Below are 18747 nucleotides of genomic sequence, written 5' to 3'. Positions count from 1 at the left end.
GGTCTCGAGGACACAAACACGGCAATCACCTCAGAAGGTCGTTCCTTCAGGATATCGATTCTTCTTGGTTCCGATGGACTTCTCAAACGATGAGCGACACAGACCGATCGGTCTGCTCTGGGACAGCGAAGTTGTCCACCGCGGCGGGCCGTGAGATCGAGATCGCGTGCACTCGGGGGCGATGGGCAACCGATCTCCAGAGTCGATCTATTCCTGCAAGCATCTTGCAGGGTATCGCTATTGATTCCACGGCGGGCTCGACGTCTTCGACCAAGCCGGCAGAAAGTAGTCGATGTGGGACTGTTGCACTGGTCAGTGACTTCGCGGTAGTGCATTCGAGGGACAGCCCCGTACCCTAGTGACAGAACATCAGAGGTAAGCGCATGTTGTTGTTCCTTGAAATGGACAGAGTGGATGGTTACGCGTACCGCACTCTCGCTGCGTCTTGCATGTCGACACTGTGCTCTCACCTGCGAATCTCAATTGCAGATCTTGCGACTGTCCTGGTCGTGGAGGGGTCGGACTTCCTAGTTGTCAGCCCCGCGAAAGAATGAGTGGGGACTGGGATGGTCGAAGGTGATCCGTTCGCGACACAGCGCGACCTGGCCTCTGCTGTCGTCTTGGAGCTGACCGATGTGGGCTTCGAGGGCGTCAAGGACGTCGGAAGCGGTGGCTTCGGTGTCGTGTATCGGTGCGCGCAGCCGTCGCTGGACCGCACCGTGGCAGTGAAGGTCCTCACGACTGACCTCAGTAACGAGAATCGGGCCCGGTTCTTTCGTGAACAACGGGCGATGGGCCGCCTGACGGGTCACCCGAACATCGTCAGCATCCTTCACGTAGGGACACTCGGCAGCGGTCGCCCGTACCTCGTGATGCCGTACTACTCGCAGGACTCGCTCGAGGCAAGGATCCGCAAGACGGGGACGCTGGGACAGGCTGAGGCCATGCGCCTCGGTGTCAAGATAGCGGGAGCGTTGGAGGCGGCCCACCGCGTCGGAATCCTTCACCGTGATGTGAAACCGGGGAACATCCTGTTCACAGATTACGGTGAGCCGGTGCTGACTGACTTCGGCATCGCCCACGTCACCGGAGCATTTCAGACCGCGACCGGCACGGTTACCGGATCTCCGGCATACACGGCTCCCGAGGTGCTCAGAGGTGAATCACCCAGCGCCGCGTCGGACATCTATGGCCTAGGTGCCACTCTTTTCTGTGCCATCACCGGTCACGCCGCGTTCGAGCGCCGAAGCGGTGAGAACGTCGTAGCGCAGTTCCTGAGGATCACGACCCAAACAGCACCGGACCTCCGCGACAAGGGCGTCCTCGACGATGTCGGTGAGGTCATTGAACGGGCGATGTCTGCAAATCCCATCAACCGTCCCGGCACCGCGGCCGAGTTCGGTGAGAGAATGCGACAGATTCAAGTCCGCAATGGGTTCTCCGTCGACGACATGGCGCTGCCCAGTGAGCCTGGCGGTGTACGGCAAATCCCCCCGTTGATGACGGTCCCACGAACCTCGACAAGAGACCTACCCCTCGAGATGACCAGCTTCGTGGGTCGACGCCGTGAGCTGGCCGAAGCGAAGCGGCGGCTGTCAGCAGCCCACTTAGTGACGTTGACCGGGATCGGTGGTGTCGGCAAGACACGCCTCGGACTGCGGGTCGCTGCGGAAGTGCGCGGACGATACTCAGACGGGATCTGTCTGGTCGAGCTGAGTGAGTTGCGAGACGAGTTGCTGCTGGTGAATGTGGTGGCCGCCGCGCTCGGAATCCGCGACCAGTCCGCACGTCCGCTCGCAGAAGTCGTGGTGCAACATCTCGCCACTCGGAAAATTCTTCTTGTGCTCGACAACTGCGAGCAAGTGGTGGACGCAGCCGCACGACTGGTTGAGATGCTGGTACGCACTTGCCCCAAGCTGACAATCTTGGCAACAAGCCGCGAACCCCTGGGTATCGGAGGCGAAGTAGTACTGCGCGTTCCACCGTTGCCAACCCCCGACCCGGCGCGTGACATGTCGTTGAGGGGCATGCCCCGATACGACGCGGTAAACCTCTTTGTGGAACGGGCCGCTGCTGCGGTACCGGGATTTCAACTCACCGTAGAAAACCAAGACACGGTCGCCCGGATCTGTCAACAGCTCGAGGGTCTGCCTTTGCCCATTGAACTGGCGGCAGCCAGACTGCGTGCGATGTCGCCCAAGCAGATCCTCGAACGGCTCACTGACCGATTCAAGCTCCTGACCTTAGGCAGTCGTGGTGCGCCGACGCGGCAACAGACGCTACGGCTGTCCGTGGACTGGAGTTACGACCTGTGCACTCCGAGTGAACAGCAGCTGTGGGCCAGGCTTTCAGTCTTCGCCGGCAATTTTGAACTGGATGCAGCAGCAGAAATCTGCGGTCGTGGTCTTGCGCCGGAGGACCTTCTCGATTCGTTGACGTCGTTAGTCGACAAATCGATTGTCGTCCGAGAAGAGTGCGACACCACGGTGTATTTCCGGCTGCTCGACACTCTGCGCGAATACGGCCGAACGAAGTCTGAAGAGGCGGGTGAGCATGTGATCTTGCGGCGGTGTCATCGTGACTGGTATCAGAGGTTGATCGTGCAGGCAGAAGCCGAGTGGATCAGCTCACACCAATTGGCGTGGATCATTCGCCTCGAGCGAGAGCAATCGAACCTACGCGAGGCCATGGACTTCAGTTTGTCCGAGGAGGGTGAAACAGCAGCTGAGGCCGGACTGCGGATCGCGGCCGCGCTGTTGCCATTCTGGCTCTCACGTGGGCTGTTCAACGAGGGGAGGGGATGGCTCGATCGGGCGCTGGCACGCCAACCCCAGGCGCTGACGATGGAACGAGCCAAGGCGCTCTACGCCGGAAGCGTTCTGGCAGAGGTGCAGGGCGAACTCACGACGGCGGATGTTCTCGTCGAGGCTGGACAAGTTTTGGCCAAGCAATCCGGTGACAGTATCATCCATGCCCGGATCGCCCACGCCGAAGGGCTTCTCGCCCTCTACCGTGGGGATCTTCCACGGGCATGCTCCCGGTTGGAGAGCGCACTCGACGTGTTCCGCGAAGATCATGACCTCTCGATGCGAATCTGGATTCTCATGATGCTCGGGTTGGCGTACCAGTTGAACGCCGATGCTTCGCGTGCGATCGCCTGTCATGACGAGGTCCTCGCCATCACCGAAGCCCGCGGTGAGTTGGTCTATCGGTCGTACTCGCTGTGGGCCAAGGGCGTAGCGACCCTCCAGCAAGGCGATCTCAATGGGGCGGTGGTGGCACTCGAGCGATGCCTAGGGCTGACGAAACGAGTGGACGAACCTCTTACCGCCGCGGTTTGTCTGGAAGCGTTGGCTTGGATCGCTGGTAAACAGCACTTACCGGATCGCGCGGCCACCTTGCTGGGTGCTGCTGAGGGCCAGGCGCAGTCAGTCGGGACTACTGCGATCAGGTTCCACAACCTGCTCGCCGACCACGAGCAGTGCATACGCACGACCCGTCACGCGCTCGGTGCACGAGCATTCGAGGCCGCTCATCGACACGGACGAACCATGACGTCCGACGAAGCCGTTGCCTATGCCCTCGGCGAGCAGTCACCAGCCTCCGCACCGCCTACCGCGACGGACCTGACAAGGCGTGAGCGACAGGTCGCGGACCTCGTTGCACAAGGCCTGAGCAACAAGGCGATCGCAGACAAGCTTGTCATTTCTCCACGAACGGCTCAGGGACATGTCGAGCATGTTCTCGCGAAACTCGGGTTTACCTCCCGAACTCAGATCGCCGCCTGGGTGGTGGAAAAGAACGGCTCGACGCGCTGACCCGACACACGAACTCGGCATGCGTCGGGGGCATTCGAGTGGACGTCGGGTAAGCCGCGCAGATCTCGAGAGATCCTTGGACTCACACGGCCTGGAGGTCGGAATCATTGCGACCTCCAGGCCGCAGTGGCGCCATGCGATCCGATGAATCGCAGAGCGGCTCTCCCCGCTATAGCAGTCGAGATCGCCTGCAGAAGGACATCTGCCTTTCCCCGCGGGCCTGCAGTCGCCACTCGGTGCCCAACAGTGATCGCATCCCAGTCGGCCCAGTCGGGTATACTAATACTAATGATAGCTATTCATGCTAGTCGCATCACGTCACTACTGGGTCCGCGCGGGGTTCACGCAACCTCACCTGGACAAGTCGGAAATCGAGGGGCAAATGCTGAACGAGACGGAAATCCGAACCACGCCTCGCGTCCCCAAGGCCTCAGACATTCTGGCCAACCTCCTCAAAACGCGGATCCTCGGCGAAGGCTTGGGTCCAGGTGACAGGCTTCCCTCCGAGGCTGAACTGATCGGTGAGTATCAATTCAGCCGGGGCACCGTCCGTGAGGCTCTTCGCATGCTCGAAGCGGACGGGATCGTTGTCGTCAGAAGAGGTCCCCGCGGTGGCATTGAGGTCTCCAGTCCGGACGCGACTCAGGTAACCCGTTCCTTCGCATTGCTTTTCGCCTTCGATGGCACGCCGGTATCGGACATCATGGACTTTCGCCTCGTCGTTGAGCCAGGTGCGGCCGCGATGGCTGCAGCCAGCGCGACACCGGAGCAGAAGCAGCAGTTGTTGAGCGCTGCCGAACATCCCGGTACCGACGCCGTCCCTCACTCGGTGGACTTTCACCGAGCGCTCGGGCTGGCGACAAACAACAGGTTCATGGGAACCATCCTGACCGCCGTCTATGAGGTACTCGAGTGGCAGACCAAGACTCAAAAACTGTCGACAAAGGAACGCTGGGAGACTGATGCGGCGCACCGCGCGATCGCCGAGTCCATCGAACAGGACAACGCCGAACGCGCGGCGCATCAGATGAGTGTGCATCTCGAGGAGTTCAAGGAGGTTCTGCGCAAGCAGGGCCGGCTGACCGAGGCCATCATCCCCAAACCAACCGCCGACACCTCCCCGCAGGGATCGGCCTGGTACTAGTGAGTCACCCTCTTTTGATTTCGTTGGCTTGCACTGAAGTTACGTCGACGATCGACTGAGACATCTTCGCGTCGATGAGGTGGACAGTATTCCAATCGTATGAGGCGAGCTCCTTTGCGAGTTCATCGGCACTTCGTACGACCGCCCCACTGCCTCCGAGTCCCTCGGTGATCTTCGCCAGATCGGGGGTCGGGATCAGGGCGGCGTCTGGGGTCTCTCCATGCATCCGCAGCTTGTGTAGTTCGGCACCCATCGCGTCGTCATCCATGACGATCGACAGCAGCTTGAGGCGATGGCGAACCGCGCCATCGAGCTCCAGCAGATGGACCAGAACGCCTGTATCACCGTCGATCATGACTACCGGCAGGTCAGGATTGCCCACCGCGGCGCCAATCGCAATCGGCAATGTCTGCCCAATCGATCCGAAGCCGAGACTGCAGAGAAAACGTCGCCCACCGCGTCCGGTGAGCCCCTTGTTCGTGAAAGACCAAAAGTGTCCGGCTCCGGCGACGACGATTGCACCATCGGGGATCGCTGCTTCAACGGCCGCGACAAGATCTCGCGGATCCATTGCTTCCTCCTCGGGCCCAACGGTTCCTAGGTCGTTATTCTCGAACGGGTCGTACTCTCTTGGTTTGAAGGCCTTCCGTCCGCCATCGTTCTCGTAGTCGCCCTCGGTAAGCAGCGCTGCGAGAGCCTGCACTGTCAGTGTCGCATCTCCCTGGAGATAGCAGGTAACCGGAAGGCTGTGCGCCATCGCCGCAGCCGGTCGATCAACGATCTGAATGGTCCGCGCGTTCGGGAACAGGTACCCCTCCTGACGTGTGTACTTGTTCAAGCTCGCGCCGACCCCGATTACCAGATCGGACTCACGCAAGACGTGCTCGGTTTCAGGGAGCGAGAAGGTGCCGGCGACACCCAGAGACCACGGGGAATCAGCTAACGCGCCCTTGGCAAGCAGGCTCGTCGCGTAGAGCGCACCGATGCGGTCGCCGAGTTCCTCAACCGCACGGAGAGTTTCGCCGGCGAGTGCGCCCTGACCGACGATGATTACAGGTCGACGTGAGGACGCTATGAGACCAGCTGCGTCGTCGAGGGATTGGTTGCTGGGGACTGTCTTTCCCTCGCGCGCAACGAGTAGAGACGAGGGTACGTACTCGTACTCGAACGGCAACTCGGCATGCCTCATGGTCATCGGAACGCTGAGGATGACTGGCTCGCGCAGCGATCGAGCACGGTGAAAGGCGGTCTGGACTGCGTCCAACGCTCGGCCGGGAGTCAGCACCGGTTCACAGTGCACGTCACACATCTTCGCAAAGGCGTGATGGTCAATATACTGCAGCGCGGTCGCATCCCCCGGGATGGTGTCGCCAGCAAACAGCACCATTGGCACGCCGTAGCGCTTCGCGCCGATGATCGCAGTGGCAGCCTGGGTCAGTCCGGGACCGCTGGTCATTGTCGCGACACCGACCTTGCCGGTGCTACGCGCATAGCCGTCTGCCATTGCCACGGCCGAATTTTCATGGCGCACATGCACATTAGTCACCTTCCCCGAGTCGAGGAGGCTGGTCATCCAATACATGTTCGCATCTCCCATCAGGGAGAAGATTGTGTCGACTTCCTCGTCGAGGAATGCCTGGGCGAGTGCGGCGTAGATCTTCACTGGCATAGCCTCCAAAATGCTAGGTTTTGATATAACGCATAATGTGGGTGTTCATATTTCGACTATTGGGAACCGACCTGAATCTTCGGATCTGTGCACGTCGAAGTGAGGTCGCGCAGATATGCCCAGAACGGCCGAGTTCGAATACTCGATGTGCTTACCCAGGAGAGCGGAATAGGCTTGCCTGTGCAAGGGGTTGCTTCTGCTCATCGGCTCGAGTCGACGTCATGCAGCAGTCCACCCGCCGTCGACATCCAAATCTACGCCGGTAATGAAGCTTGCTCGGTCGGACGCCAGAAACACTGCAGCCGAGGCGATTTCCTCTGGTCTAGCCATTCGGCCGATCGGCTGCCGAGACTGTATCTGCAACCGCCTCGCGGCCGGGTCTTCCGACTTGGCGATGATGTCCGCGACCATGGGGGAATCGGTACTACCCGGGTTGATGCAGTTGCACCGGACACCCCGCGCAGCGTACTGGACGGCAACTTGTCGGGTCATCGCAATTACCGCTCCCTTGGATGCGGTGTAGGACGCGCGGTCGGCGATCGCCATCTTCGCCGAATTCGAAGCGGTGTTTACGATGGCTCCCTGGCCGGCTGCAAGCATATGGGGCAGGACTGCCTTCATTCCGATAAACACACCGCGGGCGTTGACGGCCACGATTTGGTCGAACTCCTCGACTGTCGCGTCGAGGATATTGGTGTACGCATTGACCCCCGCATTATTGAACATGGCGTCGATTCGGCCCGTACTCGCGAGAACATCGTCCGTCATAACGGACATTTCCTGCCAGTTCGAAACATCAACCGCAATAGGTTTACAGCCTTCCGGTGCCGTCGATGGGTCACGATCGACCGCGAACACAGTCGCACCTCCTTCCACGAGCAGCGTTGCGATCGCTGCCCCGATTCCCGACGCACCGCCCGTCACGATCGCTGTCTTTCCCTCGAAATCGAATATGGTCGTCATGTGTGTCTCCTCTGTCAGCGCGAACCGCGGTGACAATCAGTCCTCAACCGTGAGTTGAACCTTCAGGCGCCCCTTCGCCGGCGTCGATGCAGTCTCGAAAGCGGCTTGGGCTGAGCGCATCGGGAAGGTATGGGTAACGTAGGTCTTGTGCAGCTCGGGGTACAATTTGAGGTAGTCGTCAGCTCTTTGCAGGGCGTTTCGTCGATCACCGATGACTCCACCGGCCATGGTCAGCTTCTTGCGGAACAGTTTCTGCATCGGGAACGGGTACATCGGCTCGTCGGGAACTCCGAAATAGAAGACCCTACCTCCGACGGCCAATGCCTCAATCGCATCGCCCAAAGTCGCGGTCTGATGGCCCACTGCTTCTATGATGATGTCTGGCCGCTGTTCATCACGGATCGTCTGCGACCACCGATCGCTGCTGCTGTGCACGAGTTCGTCGATCTGGAAATGATGCGCAACGTCCGATCGGTCGATCCTGTCAACGCCAACCACGCTGTGTGCCCCAAACGACTTCGCGACGTGACTGAAGAGTACCCCGAAGGGGCCGAGGCCGAGCACTGCCACTCGCTTTCCTGAGAGATCTCCGAGCCCCCGTACCGTTTCGGTGACACACGCAAGTGGCTGCAATGTCAGTGCTTCCGAGGCCGGTCGATCGTCAGGAATCGCCCAAAGGTTGTCGGCCTTGGATACGGTGTATTCGGCCATCGCAGTGGTTCGCGTCGCCCATCCAACCGCTCGCGCACCGACCGGCAGTCGGGGATCCGCGCTGGCGATCACCTCGCCGACCACCTCGTGCAGAGGAAATCCAGGCACGTTGGCCGCGAGAGCGATGTCGTCATCGAACAGCGGCGATCTTCTGCCTGCAAAGTAGGGCAGGTCGCTGCCGCAGATCGCGCCGGCATGAACCTTGAGCAGTGCATCGCCAGGAAGTAACGCCTCCGGATCCGGGGCCGACGTGTCGATCAGCTCGAAAACTCCTGGCCGAACTAGCTGTTGTGCCCACATATCGCAGAACTCCATTCTGTTGTTGTCGACTAGTGCAGTGCCGATCGGCTTGACCAATTAAGATGATAAGAAGTATCAGGTATCTTCACGTGAAGAGATCGAAATCACATTCCATCTTGACAATGATTATAATGCTTGTCAAGATGTAGAAGTGTTTGAAGATCCGGCCCTCGGTTGCCGGTCGGTCGAGCCTCATCGCCTCGCGCCGATTCCTCGGTGGGGCATGCATATACGACGCTAGAGAGGATGGGCTCACTATGCCCAAAGTGACCTACAAACTTCCCGACGGTTCAGCCGTCACTGTCGACGCCGAGGTAGGCGACTCGGTGATGTCGGCGGCGTTACAGAACGGAGTCGACGGCATCATTGGTGAGTGCGGAGGTGCCTGCGCATGTGCAACGTGCCACGTGTTCGTCGACGCCGCGTTCCTCCCCGAGATCAGTGAGTTGGAGGAACTCGAGGACGACATGCTCGAAGGTGTCGCTGTTGACAGACGCCCCACCAGCCGACTGTCGTGCCAGATTTCACTCGTCGATGTCTTGGACGGTCTGGTTGTCGAGATCCCGGGAACCCAGCTGTGAGCGCGGGAACACTTGTTATCGGTGCAAGTCAGGCCGGAATGCAGGTCGCGGTGAGCCTGCGCGAACTCGGGTACGACGCGCCGATCACGATGGTCGGTGCTGAGAGCCATCCGCCCTATCAGCGACCGCCGCTGTCGAAAGCGTTCCTGGCTGGCGATGCCTCAGCCGAGAGTCTCGAGTTCCGGAATTCGGAGTTCTACAAAGACAAGGGCATAGACCTGCTTTGCAGCACCCGCATCACGGACCTGCAGGTCCATTCGTCAGGCGGCGTCGCTACCGCCCTCGACGGCCGGCAGTTCCCCTTCGAAAAGCTAGCGCTGACCACTGGCGCCGCGCCGCGTCGGGTCAAGATCCCGGGGTCTGACCTGGGCGGAATCCTGTACCTCCGCGGTATCGACGACGCAGTCGCCCTGCAGAAACAACTCGAGACCGCTCGGGACGTGGTTGTGGTCGGGGGCGGCTTCATAGGCCTCGAGGCCGCAGCGGTGTGCCGAAAGCGCGGTAAGAACGTCACAGTCGTCGAAGCCATGGACAGTCTGCTTTCTCGTGTCGCCGCACCGGCAATCGCCGACTTCTTTCTCGCTGCGCACCAACGACGCGGAACTCGATTCCGGCTCGGATCCGGAGTGGTTGCGTTGCACGGAAAGGGTGGCACAGTCAGTGCCGTCGAGCTCGCAGACGGGTCATATCTGGACGCTGACCTTGTTCTGATCGGAATCGGAGTCGTCCCCGAGATCGAGCTTGCCGAACAGATCGGCGCAGTCTGCGATGGCGCGATCGTCGTCGACGCACGTGCCCAGACCAGCGTCCCGGGAGTTGTCGCGGCCGGCGATTGCGTCATCGGTCCCAACCCTCTCGGTGGAACGGACCTGGTACGGCTGGAGTCAGTGCAGAACGCTGTCGATCAGGCGAAGGTCGCGGCAGCGACCCTCGTCGGCATTGACATGTCCTACGAGGTAGTGCCGTGGTTCTGGTCGGATCAGGGGGAAATCAAGTTGCACATGGCCGGCTTGACCACTGGCTACGACCAGATCGTCATGCGCGGTGACCCCGCGACCGAGAAGTTCTCGGTGCTCTACTACCGCAATGGGCAGTTTCTCGCAATCAATGCAGTCAACCGCGCTCCGGACTACCTCGCGGCGCGCGCGGCCCTCACCGCGGGATCTCATATCCCAGCGGAGCTGGCCGGCGACGAACAGATGCCGCTGAAGAAACTTGTGGTGGCAGGAGCACAGATAACTACTGTGTAGTTGCGACGGCAGCACCCGGCCTCGTGCGCGGTTGTTCAGATCAGCTCGGATCACCGGGCGAAGGATAAATCCGCCCATGGTCGCCGAAATCCAGACCCGCTCGGTCGCCTGCTGCGTTTGCAGACGGTCTGGTTGCTGAGACGGCGCCACGATCCGCACATTGTCCGATGCGGCGATGGATCGTTGGCGCGAAATGTGCCTTGCCGAGGACGAGTTGTGCATTGCCGACGGCGGGCACAACGTCGCTCGATCGTGGTTCCCATCGCTGACGAGGTGTACGACAAGCGTTGGTGCTTCATGTTCGGCTTCGGTTGTCGCAATCGATGATTCAAGCTGATTCCAGCGATCATCGCGTCCTTCAGGGTCCGCTTCACCGAAGCGGACCCTGAAGGGGTCAGGCCGATTCTCTCGGCAGCTGATTCTGAATGGGTTCGGCTGGTTGAGGAAATGGGAACCGGGAAGCGGCCGACCGCCGATGCACCAGAACTGTACGGTCAAATGTGACGCAGATGTCACCGTGTTGGTTGAGACCCCTCGTAATCACCGAGACGATGCCGGCCTTCGGTCGACTGTTCGAAGCTCGGGTCGCAGTCACGAGACTTTCGGCGTAGATCGTGTCCCCGACGAACAGAGGATGCGGCAATTGGATGTTCGTCCAACCCAGATTTGCCACAGCGTGCTGGGATACATCGGACACGCTGATACCCAGCACCATTGCTACGGACAAGCCCGAATTCACCAGCTGCTTTCCGAAGTCGGTGCGTTCTGCGTAGTCGTCATTGAAGTGCAGAGGGTGAGTATTCATGGTTATCAACGTGAACCACGCATTGTCGGTGGCGGTGATGGTTCGGCCCAGTGGGTGTTGGAAGTGATCTCCGACGGCGTAATCCTCGAAGTAGCGGCCAAACTTCGAATTCGCTTGCAACGGGAACTCCTTTGCATCATAATGATTGTGACTCTTACACTAATCATACACGAGGTTTGAGATGAACCAAACAGTTCCACTGCTGGACGGGGTTCACGCCGTTGTCACCGGAGGTGCAAGCGGCATCGGCGCGGCGATAGTTCGCAAGATGTCCGAAGCAGGTGCGTCAGTTGCCGCCTGGGATGTCAAACCGCCTGAAGCAAGCACATTTTCAGGACTCGATCGAGCTGTAGAGTTCGTCGAAGCCGACATCACGGACCCGCAAAGCGTGAGCGCCGCACTGGAAGCTACTGAATCGTTGATCGGGCCAGTGCATTCGTTGATCAACAACGCGGGCGTCACCCGAGACCGCCTGGTTCGAGACATGTCCTTCGACGAGTGGGACACCGTACTCAACGTCAACCTCAAAGGCGCCTTCGTGACGACCAAGATCGTCACCGCGGGAATGGTTGAGCGAAAGTCGGGGACGATCGTCAACATCTCGTCACTCGGCGGCAAGGTTGGTACCGTGGGCCAGGCAAACTATTGCGCCTCCAAGGCTGGGCTAGTCGGACTCACGAAGTCCACAGCGAAAGAGTTTGCGCGATTCGGGATACGGGTCAATGCAATTCAACCAGGGCTCATCGACACACCGATGACTGCAGCACTGCGACCCGATATCTACGACAAGAAGTTGCAGGAGGTCCCACTGCGCCGGGCCGGTCGACCTGACGAAATCGGCGACGGGTGTGTGTTTCTGGCCAGCAACATGAGCAGTTACATCACCGGTGTCGTTCTCGAAATAGGCGGCGGGCGCAACATCTGATGCCAACTCGGTGCTTATCCATGCTCGCACGACACGAAGGAATCTCATGACACATGTACCCGCCATCGAGGTCGGTGAGGTAAACGCGCACGGAATCGTGCTCGTGACGATCAAGCGGCCGGACCGACTGAACGCGCTCACCGAGATGGAGCACGACGCTCTTGCCACAATCTGGACTCAATTCGACGAGCGACCCGAAGTGAAAGTCGTCGTCGTCACCGGCGAGGGAAAAGCCTTCAGTGCCGGAGGGGACTTGGACTTCGTGCGCGAGGTGACTCAGGACGACACTGTGCGGGCGAACGCCTGGTGGGCGGCACGAGGCATCGTCAAAGGAGTACTCGACTGTCGCAAACCGATCATCTCGGCACTCGAGGGTGTGGCGGTCGGTGCCGGCAACGCCGTCGCTCTGATGGCGGATATCTGCATCGCCGCTGAGACCGCGAAGATCGTTGACGGACATCTTGCTTTCGGCGCCTCACCGGGCGATCATGCAGCCTTTCTGTGGCCATTGGCGATGGGGGTCAACAGAGCGCGAGGGAAACTGCTGCTGGGGGAAGCGCTCACCGGCTCGGAGGCTGCCGACCTGGGGCTTGTGTACGAGGCAGTGCCAAAAGGAAAAACTCTCTCGCGTGCAATGGAACTCGCTGAACGGATCGCCGGCTTCGACCAGTTCGCCGTTCAGGCGACCAAAGTGTCCACCAACGGCATCCTCAAACAAAACTGGCAGACGTTCGAGGCCGGCCTGGCACTGGAGTTCATGTGCTTCACCAACGGATCGACGCGCAATGCGCTGGTTGAGGCGAGCGCACTCAAAACGAAGTCGTCCACCAACTGAGAACGGAGTTCGAGATCGTGGCCGTTTCCGCTGAACTTCACGACATCATCACGACACTGGCAAAGAATGCGCGGCCAGACCGAACTCCCAACTGGAGTTCGACCATAGGCATTGCGGTAAACGGGCGACCATGGGTTACATGTGCCGTTGACGGACGGGGTGTGCGCCTGAGTGACGGAGTCGGCGCAGTGGCTACCACGATCGACGTCACCACCGATGAGGCGATACGGCGCTGGCTGGTCGATGGAGTCGACTTCACCCACATCATCCAGTCCGGTGACCTCGGCATCGAGGGAAGCTACTTCGACGTTCTGTTGCTGTCGAAGGTCCTCGGTCTGCGGTCCGATCGTAAAGTGAGAGCAGGAGAATGAGGAACGTATACGTCGCCGGGACCGGTCGGCTGCCATTCAAGAGCAAGTATCCCTTCAATTACCAGGAACTCGCGTTGGGTGCGGCCAAGGCCGCGCTCGCCGATGCAGAAGCTGACACTGCTGCAGTTGATTCGGTGGTGTACTCCATCTACAACGATCTGCTTCTGCGCCAGGGGACCCCGGATGTAATGCTGCACGAATACTTGGGATTCTCTGGCAAACCTGCTCAGCGCGTGACTCAAGGCGCGGCGACCGGAGGTTACGCGATCAGGGCCGCTTACGCCGACATCGCCTCAGGCCTGTCCAATGCCTGCTTGGTCATCGCTGTTCAAAAGGCACTCGATGTGACAACTGCTGTCGCTGGGCAGCGAGGTGACGCGGCGCTGACTGCAGAGAACTGGACCCTCGACGCGACGTGGGATATGCCGTTCGCTCAACAACCATGGGCTTTGATCTTGAATCGGTACATCGCGCAGTACGGGCTCCCGTTGCCGGAAGACCTTGCTGCAATCGCGGTCAAGAATCGCGGCAATGCGGTGCTGAATCCGTACGCGCAGTTGCGAACCCCCGTTACGGTCGAAGAGGTTCTCAACGCACGGCTTGTCGGCGCGCCAACGACCATGTACGAGTCGTGCCTGTACAGCGAGACCGCTGCCGCAGTCCTGCTGGTGTCCGATGACGCACCCAAGTCGCTGCCGCGCCGACTGCAACTCACCGGCGTGGGAACCTGCCATGCTGATGGCGTCGCGTGGTCCGACGCCGAAGGCATCCCCGGCATCCCTTCTGTTGCGGGCTCTGCGCAACGGGCGTACAGGATGGCTGGCATCACCGATCCCGCCTCGCAGGTCGATCTATTCGAGGTCCACGACCTGACCACGGGAGTCGAACTGATCTGTTACGAAGAGCTCGGTCTGGCCGAGCGTGGCAAAGGGGTAGAACTGTTGCGTAGCGGCGCAACACAGCGAGACGGCTCGATACCTGTGAACCCGTCCGGTGGACGTATTGCGTGTGGACACATCGCCGGTGTTTCCGCTGTTCACAGCTTCGGCGAGGTTGCCGACCAACTCCTTAATCGGGCCGGTGACCGTCAAGTTCCGACGTCCAAGGGAGTCGGAGTGGTCTCGTCGACAGGTGGAGCCGGCTTGAGTCTCGGTGCCGCCGCTGTACTGACCCGTTGACATCACTGGATCGAGTAGGAGCGAAGCGATGAGCAAGTCCACAGGTTTCGAAATCGACGATGTATTGACCGTGACCTACAGCTATGGCTACGGCGGAATCAGTCCCTTCTTCGAGTCACTGAAGGAAAAGACCGGTACTTTCAAGGTAACCCGATGCAAGACATGCCAACTCTCGTTCTGTCCACCGCGTATCCACTGTCAAAAGTGCTGGGACGCAACCGAGTGGGACGAACACACTGGAGAGGGTGTCATCGAATCCGTGGTCTGGGCGTACTGGATGCCCATCGATTCCCCGGCGCGGGCCTACACGGACCTGCCTTATGCGTACGCTGCGATTCGACTGGATGGCTGCGTGAACCTCATCCGAGTGCGGGTCGAAGGACTTGATCAAAGGCAATCGATCGAGTCGAGCACCGGGCGTCGGGGACGCCTGAGCACGATCGACAACCCGACAGCGCGCCTCGGCGACCTCAAGTTCGTCGTAGACCCAGAGCCGGTGTAGACATGGAGGAATTGGGGCCTGAGCGCAGCTTCGTGGTCGAGGCGGGACACATCATGATGTTCGAGCGCGCACTGGGCGACGAGGCTGAATACCGTTCCGATGCGCTCGCACCGCTGACCTTCACACAGGCTGCAGCACACTATGACCCAGACTCACCGCTCAGACCTCACGCAGGAAAGTCCTGGAAAGGCGTGGGCGACTACTCTCACCGTCGGACTGACAAGTCGGTCGGCGAGGGATGGTTGCACGCAGAACAGCACTTCGAGTACCGGCGTCATGTTCGTGCCGGTGAAACGTTGCGGCCGAGGACGCGCCTGGGAAGGCAGTGGACCAAGACTGGATCGTCCGATGCTGTTCTCATCTTTGCGGAAGAGGTCACCGAGCTGATCGACGATGCAGGCGTCCCGGTAGTCACCTCCACGATCGTGCGGGTTCGACGGTCCGCATCCTCAACCGAATGGGAGGAAAAACTATGACGCGGCCGTTCCGCCACGGGGGATCCGAAGAGGTCCTCGTCGACGACCTGACTCGTACTCAGATCGTGCAGTACGCCGGCGCCTCGGGCGATTTCAATCCCATTCACACCGACGAGGCCTTCGCCACCGAAATTGCCGGTCGCAAGACAGTGATGGCACATGGCATGTTGACGATGGGACTTGTTGCCAGAGCGCTGTCCAGACTGGTGGATCAACAATCGATCCGGACATTTGGAGGACGGTTCAAGCAGCCGGTGTGGCCTGGAGACACACTCACTCTGCGAGTCACACCAGGTGAAATAGCTGACGCCGTCATACATATGGAGTTGGCAGTCACGAACGGCGACGGTCATCCGGTGTTCACCGGCTATGCAACAGTCGGTACCGAGTGACACGGACTGCGTTGGCGGCTTCCGCTATTCTCCCTGGGGGACCCGGGCAAGGATCAGCTCCGCCTGACGCAACACCGGCTCGTCGACCAAAGCGCCATCGAACTGGAATGCGCCGGTCTCCGAAACCGCGGCGAGCAGCACTCGCCGAGCCCATTCGAGATCCTCCGGCGAGGGGCGAAAACCTAGGCGAACCTGTTCAACCTGCCGGGGATGGATACACGCCTTGCCTGCAAAACCCGAGGCGGCGGCGTCCTCGGATTCGGCCCGCAGACCCTCGCTGTCTCGAATGTCCACATACACCGAGTCGATCGCAGGGACCCCGGCCGCAGACGCGGCGAACAGCACCTGGCTGCGGGCAACATTGACGACTCCCCTGTTGGTGCCATCGTCCTGCCTGCTGCTCCGTCCACCGAGAGACACGATCAGGTCCTCGGAGCCGATCATCAAGCCGGCCAAATTCGGAGCCATCGCGATCTCGGCCAGCGCCAACATTCCCGCGCCGGACTCGATCAGCGCAATCACCTCGTGTCCGATCAGCCGCGACACCTGATCGGGCGTTTCCGTCTTCGGAAGCATTACCCGCCGGTAGGCGGTCTGGGAGAGTGCTTCGAGGTCACGGCGGTGGTCTGCTGTTGTTGCCCCATTGATCCTGACGACTGTGCGCGCTGGATCGAGTGAGGAGGCCACCAGTGCCGAGCGCGCTTCATCCTTCCGGGACCGTGCCACAGCATCCTCGAGATCGACAATCACGACATCAGCACACGCGGCAGCTTTGTCGTACCGCTCGGGCCGATCAGCTGGGCAAAACAAGAGCGCAGGTCCAGTCAACATTGAGTCGAGCCTTTCGATCGCTTACCGTGTTTGAAGCTCATTCGACATCGCCGCATCAGCCACCAACAGAGGTTCGCTGTTCCAGCAGTCTTCCGTAGCCGGAAATTTCTGCATTGCTGCCGAGCTCCTCCAGTACGGCCCAAATGGTTGCCTGTGTGGCGGTCAGTACCGGTACTTCGAGTTCAGCTTCGAGTTCGGCGATGACTAGATGGGAATTGAGATTCATGCATCCGATGAACAGAGCGCTCGCCTCGCCATCCGCGTCCTCCCACGCGGATAGCGCAACCTTCCTGATGTCCGCGGCGCTCGGTGACGCGAGATCGAATCCGCCCGTGATGCCCAGATGGGCATGGCCGGTGACCGGATAACCGTTGGAAACCAGAAATCCTACCTCGGCAGCGCCCACCTGTTCGGTATAGGGGGAGGCTGCTGCCACCGTGTGCACACCAAGATGTCGCAGAGCCCGAAGAACATTCTCGGTGGTGGTCAAGCAGGGCAGACCGGTCGCTTCGTTCAGTTCCTGCATCAAGCGGAGATCGTAGTCCCGGCCTCCGACCAGGCTCGAAGCCGTGCAGCCGTACACGATCACGTCAGGGCGGCAGGTCGAAAGAGTGCGCGCGGCCTCGATACCGTAACCGTCCATTTCCCGGAGCACTTCGGGGGTCACCGTCTGCCCGATCAGCATGCGTGCGACATTCAGTCCGATCCCCGGAGGTAAGACCTTCGGATACCACGCCTCGATCACGGTGTTGACACTCGGAACGACTACTCCGACCCGATGGGTCGGAGTAGTCGGGGTGGGCGTAGTCGGGGTGGGCATCGGTCAGTCCACCGACGAGCCGTTGAGCAACTGCTTGGCGATCACCGTGCGCAGGATATCGCTCGTGCCTTCGCCGATGGCCATCAGCGGGGCATCTCGGTAGTAGCGCTCGACCTCGAATTCAGTCGAGTATCCGTATCCGCCGTGAATTCGCATGGCGTCCAAGCTGGCACGCAGACCGACCTCGGACGCGAACAGTTTAGCCATGCTCGACTCGAGGTCGGCCCGTTCTCCGCGATCGAGTTTGGAAGCGGCCCAATAGGTGAGCAGCCGGGCAGCCTGGACGTCGACGGCCATGTCGGCAAGTTTCATCTGGATGGCCTGAAAGTTCGAGATCGGCTTGCCGAACGCATCACGGTTCTTGCTGTATGCGTATGCCGCATCGTACGACGCTTGCGCAACCCCAAGCGCCCGTGCCGCGACGTTGATCCGGCCGGTTTCGAGAGCGGACAATACCTGCTGGAGTCCCCGGCCTTCGACGCCGCCCAGCAGGCAGGAGGCCGGCACCTTGACATTGTCGAGAACGATCTCGCACGATTCGGTGCCCTTGTAGCCCAGCTTCGGGATGTCGCGCGACACGGTGAATCCGGGCAGGCTTGAATCGATCAGCAGCACGCTCATTCCCTTATGTGCCGGTGACGTAGTGGGATCGGTCTTCACGAGGGTAGGAAGTGGATTTGCATAGCGCGCGTTGGTAATCCACATCTTGGATCCGTTGACGATGTAGTGATCACCTTCGCGACGAGCGCGGGTCGTGATTCCCTGCAAATCGCTTCCTGCTTGCGGTTCGGTCAAGCCGATACCGCTGCGGCGAGCGCCGGTGGCGAGTTCGGGGAGAAGCGAGCTGCGCTGTTCCTCGGTGCCGTACTTGGCAATGAGCCAGCAGGCGATGGAATGGCTGCCGAGCGTTCCGGCGACGCCCATCCACCCGCGCGCGACCTCCTCGAACGTCAACGCAAAGGAGACGAAGTCCGCATCGGCGCCGCCGTACTCCTCGGGCACCAGCAATCCGAACAGACCCATTTCCTTCATCTTGTCGATGATCTCGGTGGGATATCGTCCGGACTGCTCCCAATCGCGCGCTACCGGCTTTATCTCGCGTTGCACAAAATCGCGCAGCATCTTTCGGTACGCGGTCTGCTCTTCGTTCAACGTGAAATCCATTACTCGGCTCCT

18 protein-coding genes are annotated in these 18747 nt (G+C 60.3%); 11 read left to right on the top strand and 7 right to left on the bottom strand.

Annotated elements, in window-relative coordinates; translation table 11 throughout:
• The first annotated feature begins 566 nt into the window (after window positions 1-566).
• Window positions 567-3818 carry a protein kinase gene (locus I1A62_RS22815; protein WP_219459979.1) on the top strand — a complete coding sequence of 1084 codons (3252 nt, stop codon included), beginning with the start codon at window positions 567-569 and terminating at the stop codon, window positions 3816-3818.
• A 382-nt stretch (window positions 3819-4200) separates the two neighbouring features.
• The gene (locus I1A62_RS22810; protein ID WP_192581993.1) at window positions 4201-4962 is read left to right on the top strand and encodes a FadR/GntR family transcriptional regulator; all 762 of its coding nucleotides are present in this window, start codon (window positions 4201-4203) and stop codon (window positions 4960-4962) included.
• 4 nt (window positions 4963-4966) lie between these two features.
• Here the strand turns inward: I1A62_RS22810 and I1A62_RS22805 are convergent, their stop codons facing one another.
• From I1A62_RS22805 to I1A62_RS22795, 3 genes are all read right to left on the bottom strand, one after another.
• The gene (locus tag I1A62_RS22805; protein WP_219459976.1) at window positions 4967-6625 is read right to left on the bottom strand and encodes a thiamine pyrophosphate-binding protein; all 1659 of its coding nucleotides are present in this window, start codon (window positions 6623-6625) and stop codon (window positions 4967-4969) included.
• Window positions 6626-6850: 225 nt separating this feature from the next.
• A complete protein-coding gene (locus I1A62_RS22800) occupies window positions 6851-7594 on the bottom strand; it encodes an SDR family NAD(P)-dependent oxidoreductase (RefSeq protein WP_124394120.1) in 744 nt (247 codons plus the stop codon).
• A gap of 36 nt (window positions 7595-7630) precedes the next feature.
• On the bottom strand, window positions 7631-8662 hold the full coding sequence (locus tag I1A62_RS22795; RefSeq protein ID WP_219459974.1) for a zinc-binding dehydrogenase: 1032 nt from the start codon (window positions 8660-8662) through the stop codon (window positions 7631-7633).
• Between the two features lie 200 nt (window positions 8663-8862).
• Between I1A62_RS22795 and I1A62_RS22790 the strand changes: the two genes are divergently transcribed.
• Window positions 8863-9186, top strand: coding sequence for a 2Fe-2S iron-sulfur cluster-binding protein (locus I1A62_RS22790; protein WP_124394122.1), 324 nt, complete (start codon window positions 8863-8865; stop codon window positions 9184-9186).
• Entirely contained in the window at window positions 9183-10436 is a 1254-nt protein-coding gene (locus I1A62_RS22785; RefSeq protein WP_124394186.1) for an NAD(P)/FAD-dependent oxidoreductase, read from the top strand. The genes I1A62_RS22790 and I1A62_RS22785 overlap by 4 nt, the downstream gene beginning before the upstream one ends.
• A 394-nt stretch (window positions 10437-10830) precedes the next feature.
• On the opposite strand, the gene I1A62_RS22780 is transcribed toward I1A62_RS22785, so the two are convergent.
• Complete coding sequence (locus tag I1A62_RS22780; protein ID WP_124394123.1) at window positions 10831-11361, bottom strand: MaoC family dehydratase; 531 nt, start codon at window positions 11359-11361, stop codon at window positions 10831-10833.
• 61 nt (window positions 11362-11422) lie between these two features.
• Between I1A62_RS22780 and fabG the strand changes: the two genes are divergently transcribed.
• From fabG to I1A62_RS22745, 7 genes are all read left to right on the top strand, one after another.
• On the top strand, window positions 11423-12166 hold the full coding sequence (fabG, locus tag I1A62_RS22775) for a 3-oxoacyl-ACP reductase FabG (RefSeq protein WP_219459972.1): 744 nt from the start codon (window positions 11423-11425) through the stop codon (window positions 12164-12166).
• A 46-nt stretch (window positions 12167-12212) separates the two neighbouring features.
• Window positions 12213-13001 (top strand): enoyl-CoA hydratase-related protein, encoded by a 789-nt coding sequence (locus I1A62_RS22770; protein WP_124394125.1) that lies wholly within the window; start codon window positions 12213-12215, stop codon window positions 12999-13001.
• A gap of 188 nt (window positions 13002-13189) precedes the next feature.
• Complete coding sequence (locus I1A62_RS22765) at window positions 13190-13372, top strand: hypothetical protein (RefSeq protein WP_219459969.1); 183 nt, start codon at window positions 13190-13192, stop codon at window positions 13370-13372.
• Complete coding sequence (locus tag I1A62_RS22760) at window positions 13369-14550, top strand: thiolase family protein (protein WP_219459967.1); 1182 nt, start codon at window positions 13369-13371, stop codon at window positions 14548-14550. The genes I1A62_RS22765 and I1A62_RS22760 overlap by 4 nt, the downstream gene beginning before the upstream one ends.
• A gap of 28 nt (window positions 14551-14578) precedes the next feature.
• Complete coding sequence (locus I1A62_RS22755) at window positions 14579-15052, top strand: Zn-ribbon domain-containing OB-fold protein (RefSeq protein ID WP_124394128.1); 474 nt, start codon at window positions 14579-14581, stop codon at window positions 15050-15052.
• Between the two features lie 2 nt (window positions 15053-15054).
• Entirely contained in the window at window positions 15055-15528 is a 474-nt protein-coding gene (locus tag I1A62_RS22750; RefSeq protein ID WP_219459965.1) for a MaoC family dehydratase N-terminal domain-containing protein, read from the top strand.
• The gene (locus tag I1A62_RS22745; protein ID WP_124394130.1) at window positions 15525-15920 is read left to right on the top strand and encodes a MaoC/PaaZ C-terminal domain-containing protein; all 396 of its coding nucleotides are present in this window, start codon (window positions 15525-15527) and stop codon (window positions 15918-15920) included. The genes I1A62_RS22750 and I1A62_RS22745 overlap by 4 nt, the downstream gene beginning before the upstream one ends.
• Before the next feature lie 24 nt (window positions 15921-15944).
• Here I1A62_RS22745 and I1A62_RS22740 read toward each other — a convergent pair whose 3' ends face one another.
• The 3 genes from I1A62_RS22740 to I1A62_RS22730 are packed head-to-tail and all read right to left on the bottom strand — an operon-like array spanning window position 15945 to window position 18735.
• Complete coding sequence (locus tag I1A62_RS22740) at window positions 15945-16751, bottom strand: CoA ester lyase (RefSeq protein ID WP_219459962.1); 807 nt, start codon at window positions 16749-16751, stop codon at window positions 15945-15947.
• A 55-nt stretch (window positions 16752-16806) separates the two neighbouring features.
• Complete coding sequence (locus tag I1A62_RS22735; RefSeq protein WP_374710803.1) at window positions 16807-17571, bottom strand: hypothetical protein; 765 nt, start codon at window positions 17569-17571, stop codon at window positions 16807-16809.
• A gap of 3 nt (window positions 17572-17574) precedes the next feature.
• On the bottom strand, window positions 17575-18735 hold the full coding sequence (locus tag I1A62_RS22730) for an acyl-CoA dehydrogenase family protein (RefSeq protein ID WP_124394133.1): 1161 nt from the start codon (window positions 18733-18735) through the stop codon (window positions 17575-17577).
• Window positions 18736-18747: the final 12 nt, after the last annotated feature.

The organism is Rhodococcus sp. USK10, assembly GCF_019378875.1.
Taxonomy (GTDB): Bacteria; Actinomycetota; Actinomycetes; order Mycobacteriales; family Mycobacteriaceae; genus Rhodococcus_F; species Rhodococcus_F pseudokoreensis.
This window is presented reverse-complemented; position numbering and strand designations above follow the sequence as displayed.

Bases quoted from the DNA above. Each gene is read 5' to 3' on its own strand.
- I1A62_RS22760 (WP_219459967.1), top strand. From the start codon at position 13,369: ATGAGGAACGTATACGTCGCCGGGACCGGTCGGCTGCCATTCAAGAGC.
- I1A62_RS22800 (WP_124394120.1), bottom strand. From the start codon at position 7,594: ATGACGACCATATTCGATTTCGAGGGAAAGACAGCGATCGTGACGGGC.
- I1A62_RS22770 (WP_124394125.1), top strand. From the start codon at position 12,213: ATGACACATGTACCCGCCATCGAGGTCGGTGAGGTAAACGCGCACGGA.
- I1A62_RS22730 (WP_124394133.1), bottom strand. From the start codon at position 18,735: ATGGATTTCACGTTGAACGAAGAGCAGACCGCGTACCGAAAGATGCTG.
- I1A62_RS22815 (WP_219459979.1), top strand. From the start codon at position 567: ATGGTCGAAGGTGATCCGTTCGCGACACAGCGCGACCTGGCCTCTGCT.
- fabG (WP_219459972.1), top strand. From the start codon at position 11,423: ATGAACCAAACAGTTCCACTGCTGGACGGGGTTCACGCCGTTGTCACC.
- I1A62_RS22735 (WP_374710803.1), bottom strand. From the start codon at position 17,571: ATGCCCACCCCGACTACGCCCACCCCGACTACTCCGACCCATCGGGTC.
- I1A62_RS22790 (WP_124394122.1), top strand. From the start codon at position 8,863: ATGCCCAAAGTGACCTACAAACTTCCCGACGGTTCAGCCGTCACTGTC.
- I1A62_RS22755 (WP_124394128.1), top strand. From the start codon at position 14,579: ATGAGCAAGTCCACAGGTTTCGAAATCGACGATGTATTGACCGTGACC.
- I1A62_RS22810 (WP_192581993.1), top strand. From the start codon at position 4,201: ATGCTGAACGAGACGGAAATCCGAACCACGCCTCGCGTCCCCAAGGCC.
- I1A62_RS22750 (WP_219459965.1), top strand. From the start codon at position 15,055: ATGGAGGAATTGGGGCCTGAGCGCAGCTTCGTGGTCGAGGCGGGACAC.
- I1A62_RS22740 (WP_219459962.1), bottom strand. From the start codon at position 16,751: ATGTTGACTGGACCTGCGCTCTTGTTTTGCCCAGCTGATCGGCCCGAG.
- I1A62_RS22745 (WP_124394130.1), top strand. From the start codon at position 15,525: ATGACGCGGCCGTTCCGCCACGGGGGATCCGAAGAGGTCCTCGTCGAC.